This window comes from Actinokineospora sp. NPDC051303 (assembly GCF_055586285.1).
In genome coordinates, this window is the sequence record NZ_JBVJIN010000006.1 from 155,487 (window position 1) to 176,739 (window position 21,253).

Here is a 21,253-nt window from a genome sequence, read left to right on the forward strand (position 1 = left end):
GGCAGTGATGGATGGCGGCACGACGAGGCGCTTCTACGTCATCGGCGCGGGCTATGTCGGCAATGGGCTGGCCAGGGCGCTGAACCAGGCGGGCATCCCGTACGACCAGTTCGAGGCGACGGGCGAGATCGGCGGAAACTGGGCGCACGGGGTGTACGACTCGACGCACCTGATCAGCTCGAAACGCTCGACGCAGTACGTGGAGTACCCGATGCCCGCGCACTACCCGACGTTCCCGAGCCGGGCGCAGATGCTGGCCTACCTGAACGACTACGTCGACCACTTCCGGTTGCGCGAGCACATCGAGTTCACCACGGAGGTCACCGACGTCCGGCCGCTCGACCGCAACGGGTTGGCGGGCTGGCGCGTCACGCTGTCCACCGGCGAGGAGCGCGACTACGCCGGGGTCGTGGTCGCCAACGGGCATTACTGGGAGCGCAACATCCCCGCTTACCCGGGCACGTTCACCGGGAAGCAGTTGCACTCCAAGGACTACAAGCGCCCCGCGGACTTCGGCGACGGCGGGCGGGTGCTGGTCGTCGGCGGCGGCAACTCGGCCAGCGACCTCGCAGTGGAGGCCGCGGCCACGTTCGGTTCGGCGGACCTGTCGATGCGGTCGGGTTACTGGTTCATCCCGAAGACGATCTTCGGTATTCCCTCGTCGGACTGGGACCGGGTGTGGCTGCCGATGCCGGTGCAGCGCCTGGGATTCCGGCTGCTGCTGCGGCTTTCCTACGGCCGTTACGAGCGCTATGGCCTGCCGAAGCCGAATCACCCGCTGTTCACCAAGGACGTCACGGTGAACTCGTCGCTGATGTACGCGCTGCTGCACGGCAAAGTCCGGCCGCGCAAGGAAATCGCCCGATTCGACGGCGCCACGGTCCACTTCGTGGACGGCACGACCGGCGCGTACGACACCATCGTGTGGGCCACCGGTTTCCGCACCCGGTTCCCGTTCCTGGACGAATCGATGTTCGTCTGGGAGAACGGCCAGCCGCTGCTGATCGAGCACACCCTCGTGCCGCGGTATGCCAACCTCTACATCTGGGGCCTGGTCGCCCCACGCTCCGGCGCCGGGAGAATCATCTCCACCGGTTCGGACTTCCTGGCCGAAGCCCTTGTGGCGCAACGACTGTTCCCGATCCCGTTGTCCGACCTGCTCGCCCGCCACGTTCCGGCGCGAAGTTCGATCCTGGCGGGTTCCGCGGAGCTCCTTGGCCGGATCAGGTTGTCGCGCCGCATCCTGCGCGGCTACGTCCGGCTGGCCCGGTCGCTCGGTGGCGGTCTCGCCGCCTGGGGCGCCCGCCGCTCCGCGCGGCCGCTGCCCGCCGCCACGTCCGCCAACGACCGGCCCAGCACGGCCGGGGAGATCGAGGAGTTGTCCGCATGAGCCTGCCCCCACCGACACCACGCAACCGCGCCGTGGTCACCGGCGCCTCCTCCGGCATCGGCGCCGCCCTGGCCGAGCGGTTGGCCGCGCGGGTACTCGCTGATCCTGGTGGCCCGCAGGCAGGACCGGCTGCGGGAACTGGCCACCCGGCTGAGCGCGGCGTACCGGGTCGAGGCCGAGACGCACCCGTGCGACCTGGGCGACCGGGACGCCCGCGCGAAGCTGGCCGGGGAACTGGCCGCCCGCGATATCGCGGTGCTGTGCAACAACGCGGGCTTCGCCACCTACGGCCCGCTATCCACTTTGGACCCGAAGCGGGAGCGGTCGCAAGTGGAGCTGGACGTGGTCGCCGTGCACGAGCTGACCCTGGCGGTGCTGCCCGGCATGCTGGAGCGCAAGGCGGGCGCGATCCTGATCACCGGGTCCACCGCGGGCAACCAACCCGGCCCGAACAACACCACCTACGCCGCGTCCAAGGCGTTCGCGAACACCTTCGCCGAGTCCTTGGGGGCGGAACTGGCGGGCACCGGAGTCTCCTGCACGCTGCTCGCGCCCGGACCGGTGAAGACGGAGTTCACCCAGGTCGCCCAGGTGCCCGCGGTGGATCGGCTGGTGCCCGCGCCGCTGTGGGTGTCCGCGGAAGCCGCCGCCCGACAAGCCGTGGCGGGCTTGGCCAAGGGCAGGCGACGGGTCGTGCCCGGCCTGTTCGCCAAGGTCCAAACGCTGGGCGGCCTGCACGGCCCGCGCTGGATCAGCGCGTCCCTGCTGCGGGCCGTCTACCGGAGGGTGACATGAGCGACTGGGAACCCAACACCCGCACCCAGGGCCGTGGACTCATCTCGGACCTGCGCCGCGCGCTGACCCTGGCCAACCCACGGCGCACCCTGTACCGCGACGCGCACTACTTCGCCGCCACCGTCGAGGTAGACCCCGCCGCGATGACTCCCTGGCTGCCGCCGGGAATCCGGCTCGCCGAGCCCGCCAGGGCCGAGGTGTTCACCGCGTTCTTCCCCGACTGCAACTACGGTTCGGTCTACCACGAGGCCGGGTTGTTCGTGCACATCAAGGCGGGCCGCAAGACCGGTGTCCACTGCCCGTGGATGATTCTCGACGACGACGTCGCGCTCATCCTCGGCCGCGAACTGCTCGGTTACCCGAAGAAGCTCGGCGAGATCGACTGGCGCCTCGACGGCGGCTCCATCCACGCCACCGCCACCCGCCGCGGCAGCAGGCTGATCACGATGAGCGGCGACCTCGGCGCCCACCTGCCCGACGCGCCGCCCATCCTGGGCCGCCCGCACCGCAACGTCATGGGCCTGGCCGGGCTGGCACTGCCCCGTATCGTCGCGTTCACCCCCGGCGAGCACCTCATCGAGGTCCGCGAGGTCACCAACTTCGAGCTCGGCCTCGGCGGCTCCGAACGCGACCCGATCGACCAGATGGGCCTGGGCCGGGTGATCCAGGCCCGGCTGCATCGCGTCGACCTCTCCGCCGGATTCCCACCCATCCCCCTGCGGCCGTTGACGCCGCTGTTCACCGCGACCCGCCTGCGACCAAGGACGCTCTGACATGACCACGACTCTGTCCGATCAGTTGAAACTGCCCTGCGGCTCCGTGCTGGCCAACCGCATCGCCAAGGCGGGCATGAGCGAGCAACTCGCCGCCCGCGACGGCACGCCCACCGACCGGCTCCGCAGCCTGTACGCGACCTGGGCCCGCTCGGGCGCGGGGTTGCTCGTCACCGGCAACGTCATGATCAACCGCGATGGGCTGGTGGAGCCGCGCAACGTCATCCTGGACGACGACCGCGCGCTGCCCGGGTTCACGGCTTGGGCGGACACAGTCCACGCCGGTGGCGCGGCGGTGTGGATGCAGATCAACCATCCTGGCCGGGTCGCCACCGTCCCGTTCACCCGCCGCCCCCTCGCGCCCTCCGCCAGCCGCGAACCCGTCCCGGGCTACAACCTGCGCAAACCCCGCGAACTCACGGCGGCCGGGATCGAGGCGCTGATCCGCGCCTACGTCCGGACCGCCGAACTCGCCGTCGCGGCGGGCTTCGACGGCGTGCAGATTCACGCCGGGCACGGCTACCTGCTCTCGCAGTTCCTGTCGCCGCTGGCCAACACCCGCGACGACCACTACGGCCGCGACGCCGCTGGCCGCCGCCGCGCCCTGCTCGACACCGTGACCGCCGTCCGCGCGGCCGTCGGCCCGCGCACACCGATCGCGGTCAAACTCAACTCGACCGACTTCCAGCGCGGCGGCCTCACCGAGACCGAATCCCTCGACGTCGCCGTCGCACTGGCCGACGCCGGAATCGACCTGCTGGAGATCACCGGCGGCAACTACGCCGAACCCGCCATGGAGGGCGTCCACCACACCGGCCGCGAAGCCTACTTCGCCGACTACGCCGCGAAAGTCCGCGAACGGACCCGGGTGCCGCTCATGCTCACCGGAGGCTTGCGCACCCGCGACACCATGGAGCACCTTGTCCGCGGCGGCGCGGTAGACCTGATCGGCATCGCCCGGCCCATGGCGTTCGTCCCCGACTACCCGGCCCGCATCCTCGCCGGGGAACGCGAACCCCTCCTGCCCCAGGGCCCGCGCCCGACCGGCTACCGGCCACTGGACGGCTACCTCCAACTCGCCATCCACAACGCCCAGTTCCACCGCATCGCCGCCGGACGCACCCCGCGCACCCACGCCGGGATCGGCACCGCGCTCCGCGCGCTCGCCACGATTTCGGCTGCCATGACCAGCCAGGCGGTGCTGTCCCGATGACCATCGACACCGCGCGACCGGGACATCCCCGAACCGCCCGCCGCGCGACAGGCTCAGGGCAGGACGGAAGGAACATGAGGTTGGCGACTGAACCCACGGCGCGGCAGGCGCATCGATCCGTTCCGGGGAGGTAACGCGGCTCGGGTAGTCGCGATGAGACGACCGTGGGTCGAGCGAGGCGTGTCGCGCTGATAGCGGTGATCGTGGCGGCGGCGGGAGTGACCGCCGCCGTCCTGCTGTTCGGTGGACGCGATGTCGGCGGCAGCGCGGTGGCGGCCCCGTCGGTCACGCCAACCCCTTCGACGGTCTCACCGTTGACTGCCGACCAGGCGCGGGAATTGGGCGCGGACTTGGTCAGCGGGGAGGAGCCGCGGGTGCGGGAGGCGGTGGCGGTGTCGCCCGGTCAGCCGTTCGACCCCGGTTTCGTCGAGTCGATGGCCGCCGCCTCGGTCGAGTTCGACGTGGCGACGTTCCGGGTCGAGTCCGACGGGTCGGCGCGGGTGTCCGCGCGGGTGAATAGTGCGGAGTGGACGGTGTGGCTGGTGGCCGTGGAGAACCGGTGGCTGATCTCCTCCACGGAGGCCGCCCGATGACCCGCCGCGCGCTGTTTCTGGTGTCGTGCCTGGTCTTCATGCTGTGTGCCGCGCCTGCTCAGGCGCGCCGCGCGCCCAGCCAGTGCGGCGACGGGAAGTCGACCGCGGCGGAGTCCGGTCAGACCGCGGGCAAGCGGCCGGTGGTGTTCGTGCACGGCTGGACTGGCGACCCGATGACCGACTCGGCTCGGAAACTGGCGGGCCAGTTGGCCGGGAAGATCAGCACGTACACGTTCGACTACAGCGAGTGGGGCGCTTACTGGGCCTCCGACCCGCACATCGCGCCCTGCCTGGCCGCCTACCTCGGGGAGGTTTCCGCGGCGCACCAGACGGCGGGCGGCGACGGCAGACTCATCGTCGTCGCGCACTCCATGGGTGGGCTGGCCCTGCGGTACGCGCTCACCCCCGAGCTGGCGAAGGTCGTGCCTTATGTGATCACGTTGGGCACCCCGCAGCTCGGCTCGCCGTGGGGCGGCGAGGGCGGGCCGTCCCGGCTGCTGGAGGTGTTCCAGCACGCGCTGGGGAAGAAGCTGCCGCCCGCGGACGGCCGGGACGGCGGCAAGTGCCTGGCCGAGCACACCCAGGGCGCGGCACTGCCGTCCGGCTGCGGGGACCTCCCGCCATGGCTGCCCGGCGGGGTGAACCTCACCCAGATCGGCGGCGACGCCACCGTCAACCGGACGTTCTTCGGTTGGACCGCCTACTCGATCCCCTTGGCCAGCGACGGCGTGGTGCCGCTGCCGTCCGCGCACGGCTACCCGGTCTCCGGCCCGACCGGCGTGCCACCGGTCGACGGCGGGAAGTCCTACTCGCGGCGGGACACCTGCACTGTCGACTTCGGACTCGTCAACCGAGCCGCGCACGAGCTGTCGTTCGTCCCCACCGCGATGGCGCTCGACTACGTCACCTTGCAAGACCTCCAGAAGGACCGGTTCAGCCTGCCGGTGCAGGCGTATCTCGGCGGCGTGACGATCGCGGCCGCCTGCTCGCACACCCGGCTGCCCACCGACCAGAGCGCGGTCAACCAGGCCACCGAGGTGATCAAGGCGGCGCTGACCGAACTCGGCAAGACCGCCGAGCAGGCCGCCACCAAGGTCGTCAACGTGGTCGGGGTCGACAAGTCCGGCAACCCGGTCGCCGGGTTCACCGTGGACGACGATGGCGGCGAGGTCGACAACTGCCGCGCCTCGCCCGCCGCCGTGGGCAAGGACGTCGTGCGGTGCTCTCCCACAGCCGCGGGCGCCCTCGCCTGCTGGGTGACCGCCAACCGGCGAGACCTGCTCTGCGGCGGCTACCCGTGGGAGAAACGCCTCCGCAAAACCGTGTCCACGGAGGCGATTCCCGAGGTTTCCCCGTCGGGTTCCGTTGAGCCATGGGGAGTCGAGCTGGACGACGGCGCCAAGTGCCTGCTGCGCAACGGCGGCAGCTGGGGCGGCCGAGCCGACGGCTACCTTGGCGCGTATTCCTGCGACCGCGGCGAATCGGAGTACATCCTGGTGGCCCCCGGCGCGCGGACCGTGGTCAACCGAGACAGTCCCACATGGACAGTCGAGGTCGGCGCCCTCGGCGCGGACAACGAGACGTTCCCCCCGCCCACGACCAAGAAGGTGCGCACCGCCTACTTCGCCGCGGCGCCCTGAGAACGGGCGGACGGTCAGAGCGACCGGGAATCACGCCGAGTGCACGATGTTGACGCGGTGTCAGGTCACGTTAGGGCCGTGGACCGCGGAAGTCCGCGCTCCACTAGCACCGCCGCGCCGCGCTCCGCGAGATCGCCCGCGGCTGGCTGGCGGAGTCAACCTGGCGGGCATCGACCCAGATGCCCGCCCCCCACCTCTCCGGCGGCCAGTGCCAACGCGTCGCCATCCTGCGCGCCCTGGTGGCCGAACCAGCCCTCATCGTCGCCGACGAGCCCACCGCCGCCGCCATCAGCGACCTGCTCCGCCACGCGGCACGGGTGGGCACCGCGATCGTCATCGTCAGCCACGACACCCCCTGGCTCGACAATCTCAGCGACCACGTCCTGCGCATAGAACACAACCCATGACGGTCGACCCGGTCACAGATCGAGGGCGAGGTGCCCGGATCGTGTCGCCCCGGGTTCCGAACACCGCGGTCCGGGGCGACACGGCGCGGCCGGTCAGTCGGCGAACCTGCCGAACAGGTGCGCGGCGGGGGCGTCCGGGTCGTCGCCGTAGAAGAACTCCGCGAGCGCCTGGTGGAACTCGGCGCGAGTCAGCCCGCCCGAGCCGTCCAAGTCCAACGCGTCGAAGACCGCGGCGCAGTCCTCCGGGGACACATTGCCCGCCAGGCCGAAGATCTCCCCGAACTCCGCCTGGTCGATCCGGTCATCCCCGTCGAGGTCGATCAGGTCGAAATAGCAGTCGGCCACCCGTCCGACCTGCTGTGGGTACAGGGCGGGATCGGTCAGCGCCCGTCGGAACCCCTCGGTCATCTCCCGCAGATCGACCTTCCCGTCGCCGTCCTGGTCCATGGGCTCGATCACGGTGGCCCAGAACGTGTCCAACCCCTCGGTCAGTCGGCGGGCGGTCTCGGACTCCGGCGCGGTGGCACGGGCGGCGATGTAGCGCTCGCCCATCAACCGGACGTCCTGACGGCTGATCACCCCGTCGCCGTCGACGTCCGCGCCCTTGAACCATTGGCGGTACTTGAGATCCCGAACTCCAGTCATGATCGCGCAACGTAGTCAGACAATCAGGGGACACCCGAGCGACGCGACCACGGGGGAGATCGAATCACTAGATCGGGTGACGCCGTCGTCGCCCACGCGGACGGCGTCCGGCTTCACCGCCCCGGGACCGCGCCTCCGGATCACCGAAAGGGCGCGCACGGGACGTCAACTGGGCGGCACGAGGCTTGGCGGCGCGAAGGCGAGCACATCGGGAAGGGGGCCGTCGTAGGGCTCGACGTCGACCAACGCACTGAGAGCGCTCGGTCCTTGGGACAGGCGCGAGCACGGTCGATCGGCTGTGAGGACGTTCGGGTTGCCGTGGCGGTCCAGTGTTCCGCTCAGGCCCGGCTGGATGGGATCCCACCACGCTCCCGTGGACAGTTGCACGACGCCCGGCATGACGTCGTCGGACAGGACCGCGCCCGCGAGGCAGCTGCCTCGGTCGTTGTGGACGCGGACGATCATGCCGCTTTCGATGCCGCGTGCCGCGGCGTCCGACGAGTTGAGCGTCACGGGCTCGCGACCACGGATCTTCGAAGCGAGGCTGTGGCCACCGTTGTCGTACTGGCTGTGCAGGCGTGCGGCGGGCTGGTTCGAGATGAGGTGCAGCGGGAACCGGTCCGACAGATCGGCGCCAAGCCACTCCGCCGGTTCAAACCACTTCGGGTGCCCGGCGCAGTCGTCGTAGCCGAACGAGTCGATCTTCTCCGAGAAGATCTCGATTCGGCCCGACGGCGTGGACAGGGGGAAACGCCCCGGATCCGAGCGGAGGTCCTCGAAACTTCCGGGAAACGGTGTGGTCAACGCGGGCAGCTCAGCGGTGGAGCTCCGCCAGAAGTCGTCGAAGCATGGCAAGGCGGCATCGCCGCCGAGCTTGGCCCTCGTCTGCTCGTAGAGGTGCCGGACCCATTCGATCTCCGACCGCGACTCCGTGAACTCCCGCTCGAATCCGAGCCGGGAAGCCAAGGCGGCGAAAATCTGGTGATCGGTGCGCGACTCGCCCGCGGGCTCCCGGACTTTCGGCATCGCGACGAGGTGGGGGTCGGAGAATCCGGCGGCGAAGTCGTCGCGCTCCAGGCTGGTGGCGACGGGGAGGACGATGTCCGCGAACTTGGCCGACGTGTTCCACCAGGCTTCGTGCACCACCACCGTGTCCGGGACCTGCCAGGCGCGGGTCAGCCGATGGAGATCCTGGTGGTGGTGGAACGGGTTGCCGCCGCACCAGTAGATCAGGCGAAGGTCGGGCAACGTGAGGCGCCTGCCGTCATAGTCGATGACCTCGCCCGGCCGCAGCAGGGCGTCGGCGATCCTCGCGACGGGAATGAAATCCGGAACCGGGTTGGAAACCCCCGGTATCGTCGCCACGAAGGCACGGTCTTGGACAACGCCTGTCGCGTCCATCGTCGCGTACCCCGCGCCCCAGCCGCAGCCGGGCCTGCCCATCGAGCCCGCCATGGCGGCCAGCACGACGGACATCCAGATCGGCTGTTCGCCGTGGTCCGCCCGCTGCACCGCGTAGTTGACCATGATGAGAGACCGTCGGGCGGTGAGGCGGCGAGCGAGGTCGGTGATCGCGTCGCGACTGATGCCGGTGATCTCCGCCGCCCAATCAGCGTCCTTCCGGATGCCATCGACTTCGCCGACCAGGTAGGAGGCGAAGCGGTCGAACCCGACGCAGCACCGGCGGAGGAAGTCCTCGTCGTGCCACCCGTTGACCAGCATCGTGTGGGCGATGCCGAGCATCGCGGCGGTGTCGGTGTTGGGGATGACGGGCAGCCACTCGGCGTCGAGGAAACCGGCGACGTCGCTGCGAATGGGACTGATGTTCACGAACCGCACCCCGGCCGCACGGCACCGGCGTTGCAGGTCCCGCGTCTGGTGCCTGGCCAGCCCGCCAGGGTTGATTTGGCTGTTCTTGAGGGCCAGCCCGCCAAAGGTCACCACCAGCTCGCAGTTCTCGGCTATCTCGTCCCACATCGGCATCCGGCTCTGGTAGCTCCACGGATGACCGCCGATCACGTGGGGGAGGATGACCTCCAAAGCCGCGGTGCTGTAGGTGTTGCGAGAGTCGGTGTATCCGCCGTTCAGCGCCAGGAACCGGTGGAGTTGTCCCTGCGCGTTGTGGAACCTGCCCGCGCTCGCCCAACCGTAGGACCCGCCGAACACGGCGCTGTCGCCGTGCTGTGCACGAACTCGACGGAGTTCATCGCTCACCAGTGTGAGCGCATGGTCCCAGCTCACCTCCACGAAGGCGTCCTTGCCTCTGGCCGCGCCGTGCGTGCGCGGCTCGCCGTTCAGCCAGCCCTTGCGCACCGCGGGGCGCAACACTCGGGCGCCGTCATCGGCGGCCGCCACCATTCCGGGGCCGATGGGCGATGGAGCGGGGTCATCGTGCCTCGGCTCGATTCGCACCAACCGGCCGGAGTCGACTACGCCGACAAAACTGCCCCAGTGTGTCGCGATCGATCTGTGCTGTTCCATGCTGCGTCAACTCCGCCTCTGAGGTTTTCTTGACCCTGAACAACGGTTGCTCGCGTCGCGGGATGATGTGCCGCAGCGAAGCCTGCCGCTTACGCCGTCCGACTCACGCGAAAGAGCCGCTGCCCGGCTGCGCGAGCGGGGAGGTCCCGCGCGGGAGTCGTCCATCAGCGGAGTCTCCGTCCCGCCCTCCGGTTTGCCGCACGGTGCGGCTCTTGGCCGGCGACGTAGCACCCACGGTAGCCCCGACCAGGGCGAGGCAGAAAGACAATGAGGCAGTAGACAAGGTCCGAGCAGGTCGTCCAGCGGTCCTCGCCCGACCGACGGCAACACCGAGAGGCCCAGGGGCGTCCCCGCCTACGCCGGGTCCCTCAACGTTCTTCGTAGGGAATCAGTCGCCACTTCGATCGGTCGTCGACCCCATCAACGACATCATAGCGCGGCAGTTCTCCCATGCCGGTGATGCGGTACGGCTGTCCGTCATTGTCCAAGTTCATTTCTTGACGCTTGCCGTCGATCACGACGTCCAGAGAAAAGTCAAACTCGATGTGGTCGGCAACTTCGGGAAAGTGCAACACGAACACTTCCGGCTCGCCTCGATGGATTTTATATGGGAACGGCCCCTGCCTGTCCTCCTCGTCAGAGTCGATCAGTGGCACCACGCGCGGCGGCGCACTGTCCAACTTCACCGAGAAATTCCGGGGAGGAACCGGGGCGCCGCAGCCGAGACCGGCGGGAATGAAAAAGCCCTCGTTTGGGGGAGGCGTGCGCCGAACGATGTCAACACCTATGCCCATGAGGAGAATCTCACGCGTGCTGGGGTTCTGCAAGGTGACCTCTACCTGGCCGTCAGTCAAAAGCGCGTGCTGATTGGCAGCCCATATCGCTTCAATGTGCAGCCCTTGTGGGTGGCCCTCGACATGACGAAGGTCGCAGTTGGGAAGTAATCGTTGGTTGGTGAGAAGCTGTGGTTCCGTCGCTACCGGTGTGCCGACTTCCCTGGTCTGCCAGAGACCCGAAACTCCTGCCAAGACTCCAGCGACGAGCACTAAACTAAGAATTCCTGCGGTTGCTGACAACGGGACGGATCGACGCCTAGGTGATTGCGTGCTGATGACTACATCGCCGTAGACATTGCCTCCCTGGAACGCTGCGTGCGTGGTTCCGTCGAACTGATTATTGACGTTCACAGGTTCGGGCTTGTCGGTCACGTCGCACTCCAAGATGCCACTGCGGGGTGTCTCTTGTATCGCCGCCGCGACTGACTCGTTACAGTAGTGCTGCGCGCTTGTCTCGAAACCAAGCCTGCCGGTATACAACATGTGCGTATAGTCAGTATTGCCGCCAATAAATGTGCTCACAGCGCTTGGCTTCAGCGCCGCATCATTTTTCGTACGCCCTTCGGTGCGCACTGGAACTGCCCTGCCGGTTCGCGGCCTTCTTGGTCACCAGTCGCCTACAGGCCCATCCTCGCCTCCAACAACCCGGCTTCGCGTCGCGGCCCGCTCGAATCGCTCGCTTGCGCGGGTGCTCACCCTTTTGCCGATCGGACAGGCGGGGGAGGTTGCTTGGTGGAGTGTTCGTCGTGGTGCGGGCGTTGGTGGTTCCCGGCGGGTTCTCGGGGTGGCGACTCGAATGGCGGAAGAGTGGTGACCGTGGGTGAGTGGTGGTGGAGTGCGGTGGTTTTCGGTGGGCTGACGATTCAGTGGTTGGGCCGCTACGGTCGGTTTGTGCCGTTCATTGACATTGTTCCGGTCGGCCCGGCGGGGTCGGGCAAAACCTGTTTGTTGGCTGCGATGCAGCAGGGGCTTGCGGAGTGTGATGCGGGGTTGGCTCCGGTGGTCAGGGCGGATCCGGTGACCGCGGTGAGATTGGGGGAGGTGTGGCGGTCGATGCGGGCCGATGGTCCTGGGTGGCCTGCGCGCACTGAGGCGGATGGGTTGGTGGATTTGCGGTTCGCGGCGGGGGCGGATGGTGAGGAGCCGTTGTATGAGACGCGGTTGGTCGATTACGACGGTTCTCTGGTGACGGGTGATCGGCAGGCGGGTCGGTCGTTGGTCGGCCGGGTTCGTCGGGCGGATGCGTTGTTGTGTGTGTTGGACGGGGGGCGGGTCGGGGATCTGCTTGATGGTGATCGTGGTTATTTCGAGGACACGATGGCTGGGGTGTGGCGGTTGGTCGCTGTGCGGGGGAAGGTTGTGCGGTTCGTGGTGACCAAGTGGGATCTGCTGGAGGGGCGGGCGACGTTGGCGGAGGTGCGGGACGCGTTGTTGACCGTGCCCGGTTTCGCGGCGGTGGCGCGGCGGTCGTCGCGGGGTGCGGTGGTGGGGTCGGTGGGGTTGATTCCGGTCAGTGTGCTGGGTGAGGCTCCGGTGCGGGATGCGGTGGTGCCGTTGTGGTCGGTGTTTGCGCAGGTGTTGCGGTCGGCGGCGGGCCGGGTTGGGCGGGTGGCGGGGCGGGGTGGGTCGGTGGCCGCGGAGGTGGGGGTGCATCTGTTGTCTCAGGCGGTGACCGCGGTGGCGGTGCGGCAGGTGTTGCAGCGGGTGGTGAGCGCGGTGCCGGAAAGGCGTGCGGCGCGGCGGTATGCCGGGCACGCGGCGGTGGGTGTGTCGATGCTGGTGGAGGCGGCGGTGAAGGCGTGGAGTGACCGGGCGGCGCGGTCGGGCGACGACGACGGGCGGGCGCGGTTGTTGGTGCGGGCGGCTGAGGCGTACGAGTGGGAACTCGACGGTTTCCGCCGCAGGTATCCGGATTCGGATCTGGCCAGGGTGGTGTCACCGGCGCGGCGCCGGGCGGGTTGAGCGTCGCCAGGCGCGGGCGCCGAGCAGGGCGCAGGCGAGCGCGCTCGCGCTCAGCACGGCTTTGCGCCGGGGCGTCATGGGGGTCAGCGCCGGTCGGCGTCCGTGTCGGCCGGTCCAGGTCGTCAGTCTGCGGCCGAGGACCCATTCGCGGAACAGCCACCACGCGGTCAGCGGTCCGGTGAGGTATTGCAGGGCCAGCCAGCTGGGCAGGCACCGCAGCGTCGTGCGCCACCCGAGCTGCCGGACGGCCACGGCGACGGAGGCGACGGCGATGACGACCCACAGCGGGCTCCACCAGGAGCGCAGTCCGCGCGCCACTCCGTGTCGGGCGAGGTAGGGCACCAGCGTGCAGGTGGCCAGTCCGCCCACCAGTGAGTCGACCACCTGGGAGGAGACCACGATGAACGAGCCGCTGTCCATCATCGGGGCGCGGTGCTTGACCATCGTCTGGGCGAACCCGGCGGTCCAGCGGTGCATCTGGGACAGCAGTTCGGCCAGGGACGTGGGCTCCTGGGTGTAGACGAACGCCTCGGGGGTGAACTCGACCCGGTGGCCGAGTCGGTGCAGGGTCCAGGTGAGGTTGAAGTCCTCGGTGATGTTGTCGTCGGGGAAGCCGCCGACCTCGCGCAGGACGTCGGTGCGGTGGCAGTTGGCCATGCCGCTGAGGACCAGCTGCCTGCCGAACACGTCCTGCAGCGGCCGGACCCAGCCGTTGGCGATCGCGTGGTAGAGCGTGCGGTACCGGCTGTAGTAGGTGCTGGTGTCGGCGGGCAGCGCCGACGGGCAGGTCCCGGCGTAGCCGCGGCGCAGCGTGTCCATCATCTGCTCCACCGCGCGGACGCTCAGGGTGGCGTCCGCGTCGAGCGCGACCACCGCGTCGCTGGTGATCATCGGCAGCGCCATGTTCTGCGCCGAGGCCTTCGACCCGCCCTTCCCCTCGATCACGACGACCCCCAACTCGCGGGCGATCTCGGCCGTGCGGTCCGAACAGTTGTCCGCGACCACGATGATCTTCTCAATCGGATAGCTCTGCGCTCGGCACGACCGGATGGTCGTGGCGATCGACGCCTCCTCGTTGTGCGCCGGAATCACCACCGACACGGTGTCGGGAAACCACGACGACCGCGCTTCCGGAGGGTTTTTCGATGTCATCGCGCGTTCGCTCGCGACCACGTTCTGGCGGATTTCCGCTGGCCCCATTCGATGCCGCTCCCCATCCGATCCGCACCAATGCCGAAACTGTGAGCATGACCACGCCGATTCCGGTGCCGGCCAGCAAAGACATATGCCTCCCCGCGTCCCGATCCCACGTCCCAGCATTTTGCACAGCACCCTGGGGGCACAATGCCACTTTCGGGTGAGGCGGCCGGGAGGTCGGCGAAGTCGCGCACGGTGAGAATAAGGGCGCACTCCTGCTCCAGTCTGGTCATCGGACTCGATCATGTCACTGACATGGCGGATGTCCGACTACCAAGATCATCTTCACTGGCTCGGCCAGGCTTATTTGAACCGCTATGCGGGTGATTTTCGGCGAATCGCAGGCGGATCGCCGAAATAAACACTTTCGGCTGACAAGCCGGGCAGGTTATTCCCCTGTGGGTCCTGACTCGCAATCCTCGGAAGAGAGCCACGGCCAATCAGGGAGCTCGACTCCCGGATGAGGAGGCACTACACTATGCCCGCGACCACGAATCTGTCCCCGTCGCACATCGACCTCGCGACAAACCCCGGCTCACTCGACAGCCGCCAGGAGCCGGTACAGGTGCACCTGGCCGACAGCGGCGTGATCCCCAAGATCGACGTCTATTTCCTGGCGGACAGCACGGGCAGCATGGGCAGCATCATCGCCGCGGTCCGCGCCCGGGTAGAGGAGATCCTAACCAGGCTCGTGACCGCCGCGACCCAGGTGAACGCGGACGTGCACTTCGGCGTCGGCAACTACCGGGACCTGGACTTCCCGACCGCTGAGCGCTTCCAGCATCAGGTTCCGCTGAGCCCGAGCTCGCAAGCGGCCGCGGACGGCATTCGCGCCTGGCAGGACAAAGGCGGCTCGACCACCGCGGAAGGCCAGTTCTACGCCCTCGACCAGCTCGCGCAGCCGCCGGGCGGATCCATCGGCTGGCGCGCCGACGCCAAACGGATCATCGTCTGGGTCGGCGACGCGCCGGGCCACGATCCGATCTGCCAAGGCGTTTCCGGATTCACCTATGACATCACCGAGCAGTCGGTGACCGGCAAGCTGCAGGCCCAGAGCATCTTCGTCCTGGTGATCAGCACTCCGTCCGGCGCCACCGGGCCTGGGTTGAACGTCGACCCCGTGCCGTTGTCCAACGGCACCCCTTACGAGGGCAGGTGCACTATCGGCGGCACAGCGGGCCAGGGCTCCAGGATCGCGGCCGCGACCGGCGGCACGTACCGCGACGGCATCACCCCGGCCACCGTCGTCCAGACGATCATCGACCTCGGCACCACGGGAATCACCGCCATCGGAAACGTCAGCCTGGTGCCGAATGCCGCTATCGCGCCATTCGTGCGGATCAACCCCGCGGCTGGCTATGGCCCCTTCGCCCCGGGCGGCCACCCGGCCACGCTCGACTTCCAGTTGGATTTCCCCGCCGCGACGGCCGTTTCCGGCACGCCGGTGACGCGGGAGGTCGCCGTCGAAGGCGTGATCGACGCGGTTGTGGACGGCGTGCGGACTGGATCGACCACGGTGAAGATCATTGTGCCGGATCTGGCGGGCACCTACAAGATCCAGTGCACGAAGAGCGGTCTGTACCTGCAACTGGACGACCCCGGGTGGACCGGCGACGGCGGCAACGTCGACCAGAACGCCTACACGGGCCTGCCCGCGCAGCACTGGGAGCTGATTCCCATCGCGGGCGGCGGCTACCGCATCAAGAACCTCGACCCCGCCCGCGACCGCTACCTCGAAGTCGTCGGCATGTCCCAGGACGAGGGTGCCGAGATCCTCACCCGGTCCGACCCCAGCGGCCCGCACAAGGAATGGCTGCTCATCCCCGGGGGCTCCTCGGACGCCGCGGGGCCGGTGTTCCGCATCCAGAACCTCCACAGCGCCAAGGTTCTCGACGTCCGCGGGTGCAGCACCGCGCCTGACGCCCGCGTGGTCCAGTACCACTATTGGGGTGACTACCCGACCTACCAGGAAAGCCACAATCAGCACTGGCGCTTGGAGAAAATCTGAAAGTGACGCTTCCCTGTAACACGCGACTCAGGCTGGTCAACACCGCCAGCGGCAAGGCTCTGGCCGCGGACGGCAACCGAATCCGCCAAGCGTGGCCCGACCCAAGTGATCCGGCGCGGCAGTGGCTGCTGCGCCCCGCGCGGGACGGCAGACACACCGTCGTCGTGGAGAACACCGCCAACGGCCTCGTGCTGACCGCCACCGGCGGGCACAACGGCGCCGAGGTCGTCCTGGAAGCCGACCGGGACGCCCGTGAGCAGCACTGGCGCTTGGTGCCTCTGCGCTCGGGTGAGCACGCGCTGGTCAACCTCGCCAGCGGCAAATATCTGGACCTGTGGAACGGCGACACCGGCCACGAGGCGCGCCTGGCCCAGTTCGACTTCTGGCACGGACCGCAACAACGGTGGTCGCTGAGACCGGCCACCCAGCACCGCAACACCCGAGCCCTGGTCACCCTCGTCCGCGACGAACCGGACTTCTTCCCCATCTGGCTGCGCTACTACTCCAGATTCTTCGCCCCTGAGGACATCTACGTCCTCGAACACCAACCCGCCCCCGACCGCGCCCCGGACGACCGCTTCACGCACATCCCCATCCACCACGACGAGTTCAGCAGCGACTGGCACCGCGACATAGTCCAACAACACCAACACGATCTCATCGACCGCTACGACGTCGTCCTCAGCACCGACGTCGACGAGATCGTCGCCCCCGACCCGCGTTTCTGCGACCTCGGCCAGTACATCGACCAGTTCGACCAGGACTTCGTCAACTGCACCGGCTACGAAGTCCTCCACCTCAACGACCGCGAACCCGCCTTCGACCCCACCCGGCCCGTGCTCGCCCAACGCTCCACCTGGTTCCCCAACCCCCTCTACTCCAAACCACTGCTGGCCCGCGTCCCCATGACCTGGCTGGGCGGCTTCCACGAACGCCCCGACCACGCCACCAACCACGACCCGAACCTGTACCTCATCCACCTGCACCGCATGGACTACGGCATCTGCCACCGCCGCCACCTCCTGCGCACCACCCACCAAACCGCCCAAGACGACATCGACAACTACCGCGGCTACCAAAACCAAATCATCGAACCAAAACAATTCCACCACTGGTTCTACAACGACAGAGTCAACGGAGACCCCATCCACCCCGAACCCGTCCCCGAACACTGGCGCACCACCGTATGACCCCCCACCAACGACGGGTCGAGGGACCGGGTTCTCGCAACCCACCCCATCGGTAGGCCCGGACCGGCGGTGTCCTCGACGCGCGACAGCGGGCCTCCGCGCCGCAACTGGAACCCCTCGCCGAAGCCGAGGGGTTCCAGCCGCGCCCGTAGCGCCCGAAACCGACTCGCTCGCCCGTGGTCGCGCATCGCGGGCGGGGCGTGGAGAGGTCGTTCACGCGGACGCACGTCGGTTGTCACCCGGTGAAATCGCCGATGATGTGGTCCAGGCAGCGTTCGACGATCGCGGCGATGGTCAGCACCGGGTTGACGGCCGCGGTGGAGCCGGGCATCAGGGCGGCGTCGAGGCAGTAGAGGCCGGGGTGGCCGTGCAGTCGGCCGTGGAGGTCGGTGGCTTTGCCGATCACGGCGCCGCCGAGGGGGTGTAGGACGAGGGGGTTCACGGCGAACGGGTCGTGTGGGGTGGCGCCCGCGGGTGGGATCTTCTCGGCTATTTGGCGCATGAGGTCCAAGACGGCTTGGTGGGCGGTGCTGTCGCTGCCGCGCCGCCATTCCAGTCGTGCTTGCCCTGTGACGGCGCAGTAGGTCCAGCGGCCGAAGCGGTCGGGGATGCCGATGCCGGGACAGATCAGTAGGTGGGTGCCCGCGGGTCGGGAGAGTCCGCCGTGGGTGACCATGATGGTGTTGTCGTGGTCTCGGGCGAGGTAGGCGGGTGGCCCGCCTTGGTGGCGTCCTTCGGGGGGAGAGTTGTCGGCGAGGATGGGCAGTTGGTCGCCGTTGGTGCCCCATTGTTCGCCTACGAACTCGTTGAGGCGGGGCAGCGTGCCGGTGTCGCGGGCGGTGACCAGCAGCCTCGGGGTGTGCACGGCCCCGGCGGCCAGCACGAGGCGGTCGCATACGACGCGGACACGTTCGAGCACCCTGCCGTGGACGTCGAGGTGTTCGACGGCGACGTGGTAGCGCCCGTCGGGGCGCTGGCCGATGCCGGTGACCTTGTGCAGCGGCCGCACTTCCGTGCGGCCGGTCGCCTCGGCCTCGGCCAGGTACGTGCGGTCCACGCTCAGTTTGGCGCCGCTGTCGCAGCCGGTGAACAGGTACTGCCCGATCGTGATCGAGGGTCGGGCGGCGCCGTCGAGTTCGGCGCGGACGATGTCGAAGTCGACGGCGCTGAAGACCTTCTCCGGGGGCAGCCCCGCCGCGACGAGGGCGGCGTGCCAGATCCTGCTGGTGTGGTAGCGGGGATGGGAGAGCAGGTCGTCGGGGAACGGGGCCGCGCGCAGCCTGCGCCGAGCGCGGGGATAGTAGGTGCGGTCGAGTTCCTCGTAGTCGATCCCGGGCGGGAAGACACGGTGGAAGGCCTCGGGCCGGGCCTGCGGCAGCATCGTCCCGTAGACCAGGGTGGTGCCGCCGACTCCGGCCCCGCACACGACGGTCAGATTCCGGTGCGCCAGAACGTCCAGCAGCCCGGTGGAGCGGGGGAGGACGGCCGCGGCGAGGGAATCGATGGCCGACGCGGGCCACGGCAGGTGGGCGCGTAGCGGCGCAGGCAGCGCGTGGTCCAGCCACAGCAGCCGCTTGTCCAGCGACGGGAACCAGGGGAAGGTGCCGCCCCCTGGGGTGATTGGCCACCGGCGTCCCCGCTCCAGCACGAGGTTGTCGACGCCCGCCTGGGCGAGTCGGAAGGCGGCGATGCTGCCGCCCACCCCGGATCCGATGATGACGACGCGGTGGCTCTCCTCGCGGTCCACTGTGCCGTGGCCTGCTGACGGGGTGCTCCGCACTGCGGTCCTCCTTGTGGTTCGTGGTGTCCCTGGAACCCGGCTCAGCCATGGATGTAGACGCCGGGCGCGGGTTCCGCGGCCGGGTGCCGGGCGCTCCCGGTCGGCGGCGGCGTGCGCTGGGGACCGGACCGCTCGCGCAGCCACTCGACCCAGGGGCGCCACCAGGTGTCCTTGTGCTCCGCGGCGCCCGCCAGCCACGTGCGGGGGTCCGGGGAAGGCCGTTCGTCGTTCGCCCAGTACCGGGCCTTGGGGCTGGGCGGCGAGACCGCGCCCGCGATGTGGCCGCCGGAGACGAGCAGGAACCGCACGTCCCCCGGCAGCAGGGCGGTGGTGCGGTAGGCGAACTCCCACGGGATGATGTGGTCGTCGCGCGCCGAGGTGACGAACACGTCCTGGGCGATCCGCTCCGGCCGCAGCAGCCTGCCCGCGAACTCGGTGCGGCCCCTGGCGAAGGCGTTGTCCAGGCAGGCGTCGCGCATGAAGTACTGCTGGGCGCGGGCGGTGACGTTCATCGTGTCGCTGTTCCAGGCCAGGATGTCGAACGCGGGCGGCTTCGCGCCCGTGAGCCAGTTCGCCCCCACGTACCGCCACACCAGGTCGTTGGCTCGCAGGAACCGGAAGAAGGCATCGATGCCCTGACCGCTGAGATAGCCGCGCCGGTCGGCCGCGCGCGCGACGGCGGGGACGACGAGGTGTCTGATCACCTTCCCGCTGACGCTGTTGGCGGCGAAGTCCGCCAGGTCGGTGAAGTCGGCGATGGTGTTGAGCAACGAGACGCACCCGACGCGGGGCCGCTCGTCCTCGGCGACCCAGGCGGCCAGCATGAGCGCGAGGAGCCCGCCCAGGCACGCCCCGGTGAGGTTGACCTCCGCCGCGCCGGTGATGTCCCCGATCACCGCCAGCGCGGGCACGAGGCCGTCCCGCAGGTAGTGGTCGAGACCCACGTCCCGAGACGCAGCGTCCGGGTTCCGGTAGCTGAGCGTGAAGACGGTGTGCCCGTGCTCGACCAGCCACTCGATGACGCTGCGCCCCGGCGCGAGGTCCAGGACGTAGTACTTGTTGATCCACGGCGGACTGACCAGCATGGGCACGGCGTGCACGGTCTCGGTCCTCGGCTCGTACTGGATCAGTTCCATGATCTCGTTGCGGAACACCACCTTCCCCGGCGTCGCGGCCAGGTCCCGCCCCTTGACGAAGGCGCTGGTGTCGGCCGCCGAGGGCAGGCCGCGATGGGTCGCCAGGTCGGAGAGGAAGTTGGCGGCGCCGTGCAGCAGGCTGCGCCCGCGGGTCCGCACGGCCGCGCGCAGGGCGGTGGGGTTGCCCAGCAGGAAGTTCGTCGGCGCCGCCGCGTCGACGCAGAGCCGCGCCAGGAAACGGGCCGTGGCCCGGTCCTGGTCGCTTAATGGCAAGGCGTCCACGGATTCCAGCGCCAACCGGGACCCCAGCAGGTAGGTCTGCCGCAGCACAAAGCGGCCAAGGTGGCCGAAGAACTGCTCCGGGCTGTCCAGATGCGGGACGTGGCCCGCGCCTCCGATGACCGCGAACCTTCCCTCGGGGAGCCGCCAGGTCGCGAACAGCCCCTGCCAAATCGGCAGCGTTTCGTCCGTCAGGCCCCACACCACCAGGGTGGGGACGGCGATGTCCCGGAGGCGGTCGAGCACGACGTGGCGCTGTCCCCCCAGGCCGACGCCCCGGCGGACGACGTCGAACGACGTCCACAGGAAGGTCCGCGAACGCGACAGGCGCAGCTGCTCAAGCCAGACATGCCAGGGCACCCGCCACGGTTGCCGGAACTGCAAGCCGAACGAGGCCACCCGCAGCAGGGCCCCGCCCGGCAGGAGCAGGGCGGCGACCACCAGTTCGGCGACCGGGACCGGGATCAGCGACTCCGCGACCACCAGCGGATTGATCGCCCGCCCGAGCCCGTTGGCGTCCACCAGCACCAAACGCGTGACGCGCCGCGGGTGCGTCAGCGCGAGTTCGGCCGCGAGCAGCCCGCCGTAGGAGTGGCCGACCGCGACGACCTCGGCCACGTCGATCGCGTCGAGGAAAGCGGCGATGAAGGACACCATCCGGGGTGGACGGACGTCCCCCACGGGGCCGGTGTCGCCGAACCCCGGCAGTGCCAACGCGATCACGCGGTGGGTCGAGGCCAAGGCGCGCATGGCGGCCAGCCATTCCCGTCCGCTGCTGGCGTTGCCGTGCAGGAACAGGACCACCGGCCCCTCGCCCAATTCGCGGTAGAGGGTGGAGACACCCTCGACGAGCACCCATCGCTCCGACTCCACGCGCTCGGGTTCCAAGGTTTCCAACTCGCCACTCCTCATCAGTTCGGCAGACGAC

General features: G+C 69.0%; 16 protein-coding genes. 10 read left to right on the forward strand and 6 right to left on the reverse strand.

The genetic code is table 11. The annotated features are described in order from the left end of the window. Positions 1-7 precede the first annotated feature (7 nt). From ACZ6SD_RS07015 to ACZ6SD_RS07045, 7 genes are all read left to right on the forward strand, one after another. Positions 8-1,390: a flavin-containing monooxygenase gene (locus ACZ6SD_RS07015; protein WP_465315991.1), complete on the forward strand. Its 1,383-nt coding sequence runs from the start codon at positions 8-10 to the stop codon at positions 1,388-1,390. Positions 1,391-1,489: 99 nt separating this feature from the next. Continuing rightward, positions 1,490-2,185: an SDR family NAD(P)-dependent oxidoreductase gene (locus tag ACZ6SD_RS07020; RefSeq protein ID WP_465316052.1), complete on the forward strand. Its 696-nt coding sequence runs from the start codon at positions 1,490-1,492 to the stop codon at positions 2,183-2,185. Further along, entirely contained in the window at positions 2,182-2,958 is a 777-nt protein-coding gene (locus ACZ6SD_RS07025) for an acetoacetate decarboxylase family protein (RefSeq protein WP_465315992.1), read from the forward strand. Before ACZ6SD_RS07020 ends, ACZ6SD_RS07025 begins: the two co-directional genes overlap by 4 nt. A gap of 1 nt (position 2,959) precedes the next feature. Further along, positions 2,960-4,171 (forward strand): oxidoreductase, encoded by a 1,212-nt coding sequence (locus ACZ6SD_RS07030; protein ID WP_465315993.1) that lies wholly within the window; start codon positions 2,960-2,962, stop codon positions 4,169-4,171. Positions 4,172-4,335: 164 nt separating this feature from the next. Then, positions 4,336-4,764 (forward strand): hypothetical protein, encoded by a 429-nt coding sequence (locus ACZ6SD_RS07035; protein ID WP_465315994.1) that lies wholly within the window; start codon positions 4,336-4,338, stop codon positions 4,762-4,764. After that, positions 4,761-6,404, forward strand: coding sequence for an esterase/lipase family protein (locus ACZ6SD_RS07040; RefSeq protein ID WP_465315995.1), 1,644 nt, complete (start codon positions 4,761-4,763; stop codon positions 6,402-6,404). Before ACZ6SD_RS07035 ends, ACZ6SD_RS07040 begins: the two co-directional genes overlap by 4 nt. Before the next feature lie 179 nt (positions 6,405-6,583). Then, entirely contained in the window at positions 6,584-6,811 is a 228-nt protein-coding gene (locus tag ACZ6SD_RS07045; protein ID WP_465315996.1) for an ATP-binding cassette domain-containing protein, read from the forward strand. Between the two features lie 93 nt (positions 6,812-6,904). On the opposite strand, the gene ACZ6SD_RS07050 is transcribed toward ACZ6SD_RS07045, so the two are convergent. From ACZ6SD_RS07050 to ACZ6SD_RS07060, 3 genes are all read right to left on the reverse strand, one after another. Further along, complete coding sequence (locus tag ACZ6SD_RS07050) at positions 6,905-7,456, reverse strand: EF-hand domain-containing protein (protein WP_465315997.1); 552 nt, start codon at positions 7,454-7,456, stop codon at positions 6,905-6,907. A 165-nt stretch (positions 7,457-7,621) separates the two neighbouring features. Then, a complete protein-coding gene (locus ACZ6SD_RS07055; RefSeq protein ID WP_465315998.1) occupies positions 7,622-9,937 on the reverse strand; it encodes a molybdopterin-dependent oxidoreductase in 2,316 nt (771 codons plus the stop codon). A 368-nt stretch (positions 9,938-10,305) separates the two neighbouring features. After that, positions 10,306-11,346 carry a hypothetical protein gene (locus tag ACZ6SD_RS07060; RefSeq protein ID WP_465315999.1) on the reverse strand — a complete coding sequence of 347 codons (1,041 nt, stop codon included), beginning with the start codon at positions 11,344-11,346 and terminating at the stop codon, positions 10,306-10,308. A gap of 798 nt (positions 11,347-12,144) precedes the next feature. Between ACZ6SD_RS07060 and ACZ6SD_RS07065 the strand changes: the two genes are divergently transcribed. Then, the gene (locus ACZ6SD_RS07065) at positions 12,145-12,735 is read left to right on the forward strand and encodes a hypothetical protein (protein WP_465316000.1); all 591 of its coding nucleotides are present in this window, start codon (positions 12,145-12,147) and stop codon (positions 12,733-12,735) included. Here ACZ6SD_RS07065 and ACZ6SD_RS07070 read toward each other — a convergent pair. Beyond that, positions 12,709-14,178, reverse strand: a complete 1,470-nt coding sequence (locus ACZ6SD_RS07070; protein ID WP_465316001.1) for a glycosyltransferase family 2 protein — start codon at positions 14,176-14,178, stop codon at positions 12,709-12,711. The two genes, ACZ6SD_RS07065 and ACZ6SD_RS07070, sit on opposite strands and share 27 nt — an antisense overlap. Positions 14,179-14,410: 232 nt before the next feature. Here ACZ6SD_RS07070 and ACZ6SD_RS07075 point away from each other — a divergent pair, with 232 nt between their 5' ends. Beyond that, positions 14,411-15,940: an RICIN domain-containing protein gene (locus ACZ6SD_RS07075; RefSeq protein ID WP_465316002.1), complete on the forward strand. Its 1,530-nt coding sequence runs from the start codon at positions 14,411-14,413 to the stop codon at positions 15,938-15,940. A gap of 2 nt (positions 15,941-15,942) precedes the next feature. Beyond that, the gene (locus tag ACZ6SD_RS07080; protein WP_465316003.1) at positions 15,943-17,130 is read left to right on the forward strand and encodes an RICIN domain-containing protein; all 1,188 of its coding nucleotides are present in this window, start codon (positions 15,943-15,945) and stop codon (positions 17,128-17,130) included. A gap of 235 nt (positions 17,131-17,365) precedes the next feature. Here ACZ6SD_RS07080 and ACZ6SD_RS07085 read toward each other — a convergent pair whose 3' ends face one another. Then, on the reverse strand, positions 17,366-18,910 hold the full coding sequence (locus ACZ6SD_RS07085; RefSeq protein ID WP_465316004.1) for a GMC oxidoreductase: 1,545 nt from the start codon (positions 18,908-18,910) through the stop codon (positions 17,366-17,368). A 41-nt stretch (positions 18,911-18,951) separates the two neighbouring features. After that, a complete protein-coding gene (locus ACZ6SD_RS07090; protein WP_465316005.1) occupies positions 18,952-21,222 on the reverse strand; it encodes an alpha/beta fold hydrolase in 2,271 nt (756 codons plus the stop codon). Positions 21,223-21,253 lie beyond the last annotated feature (31 nt).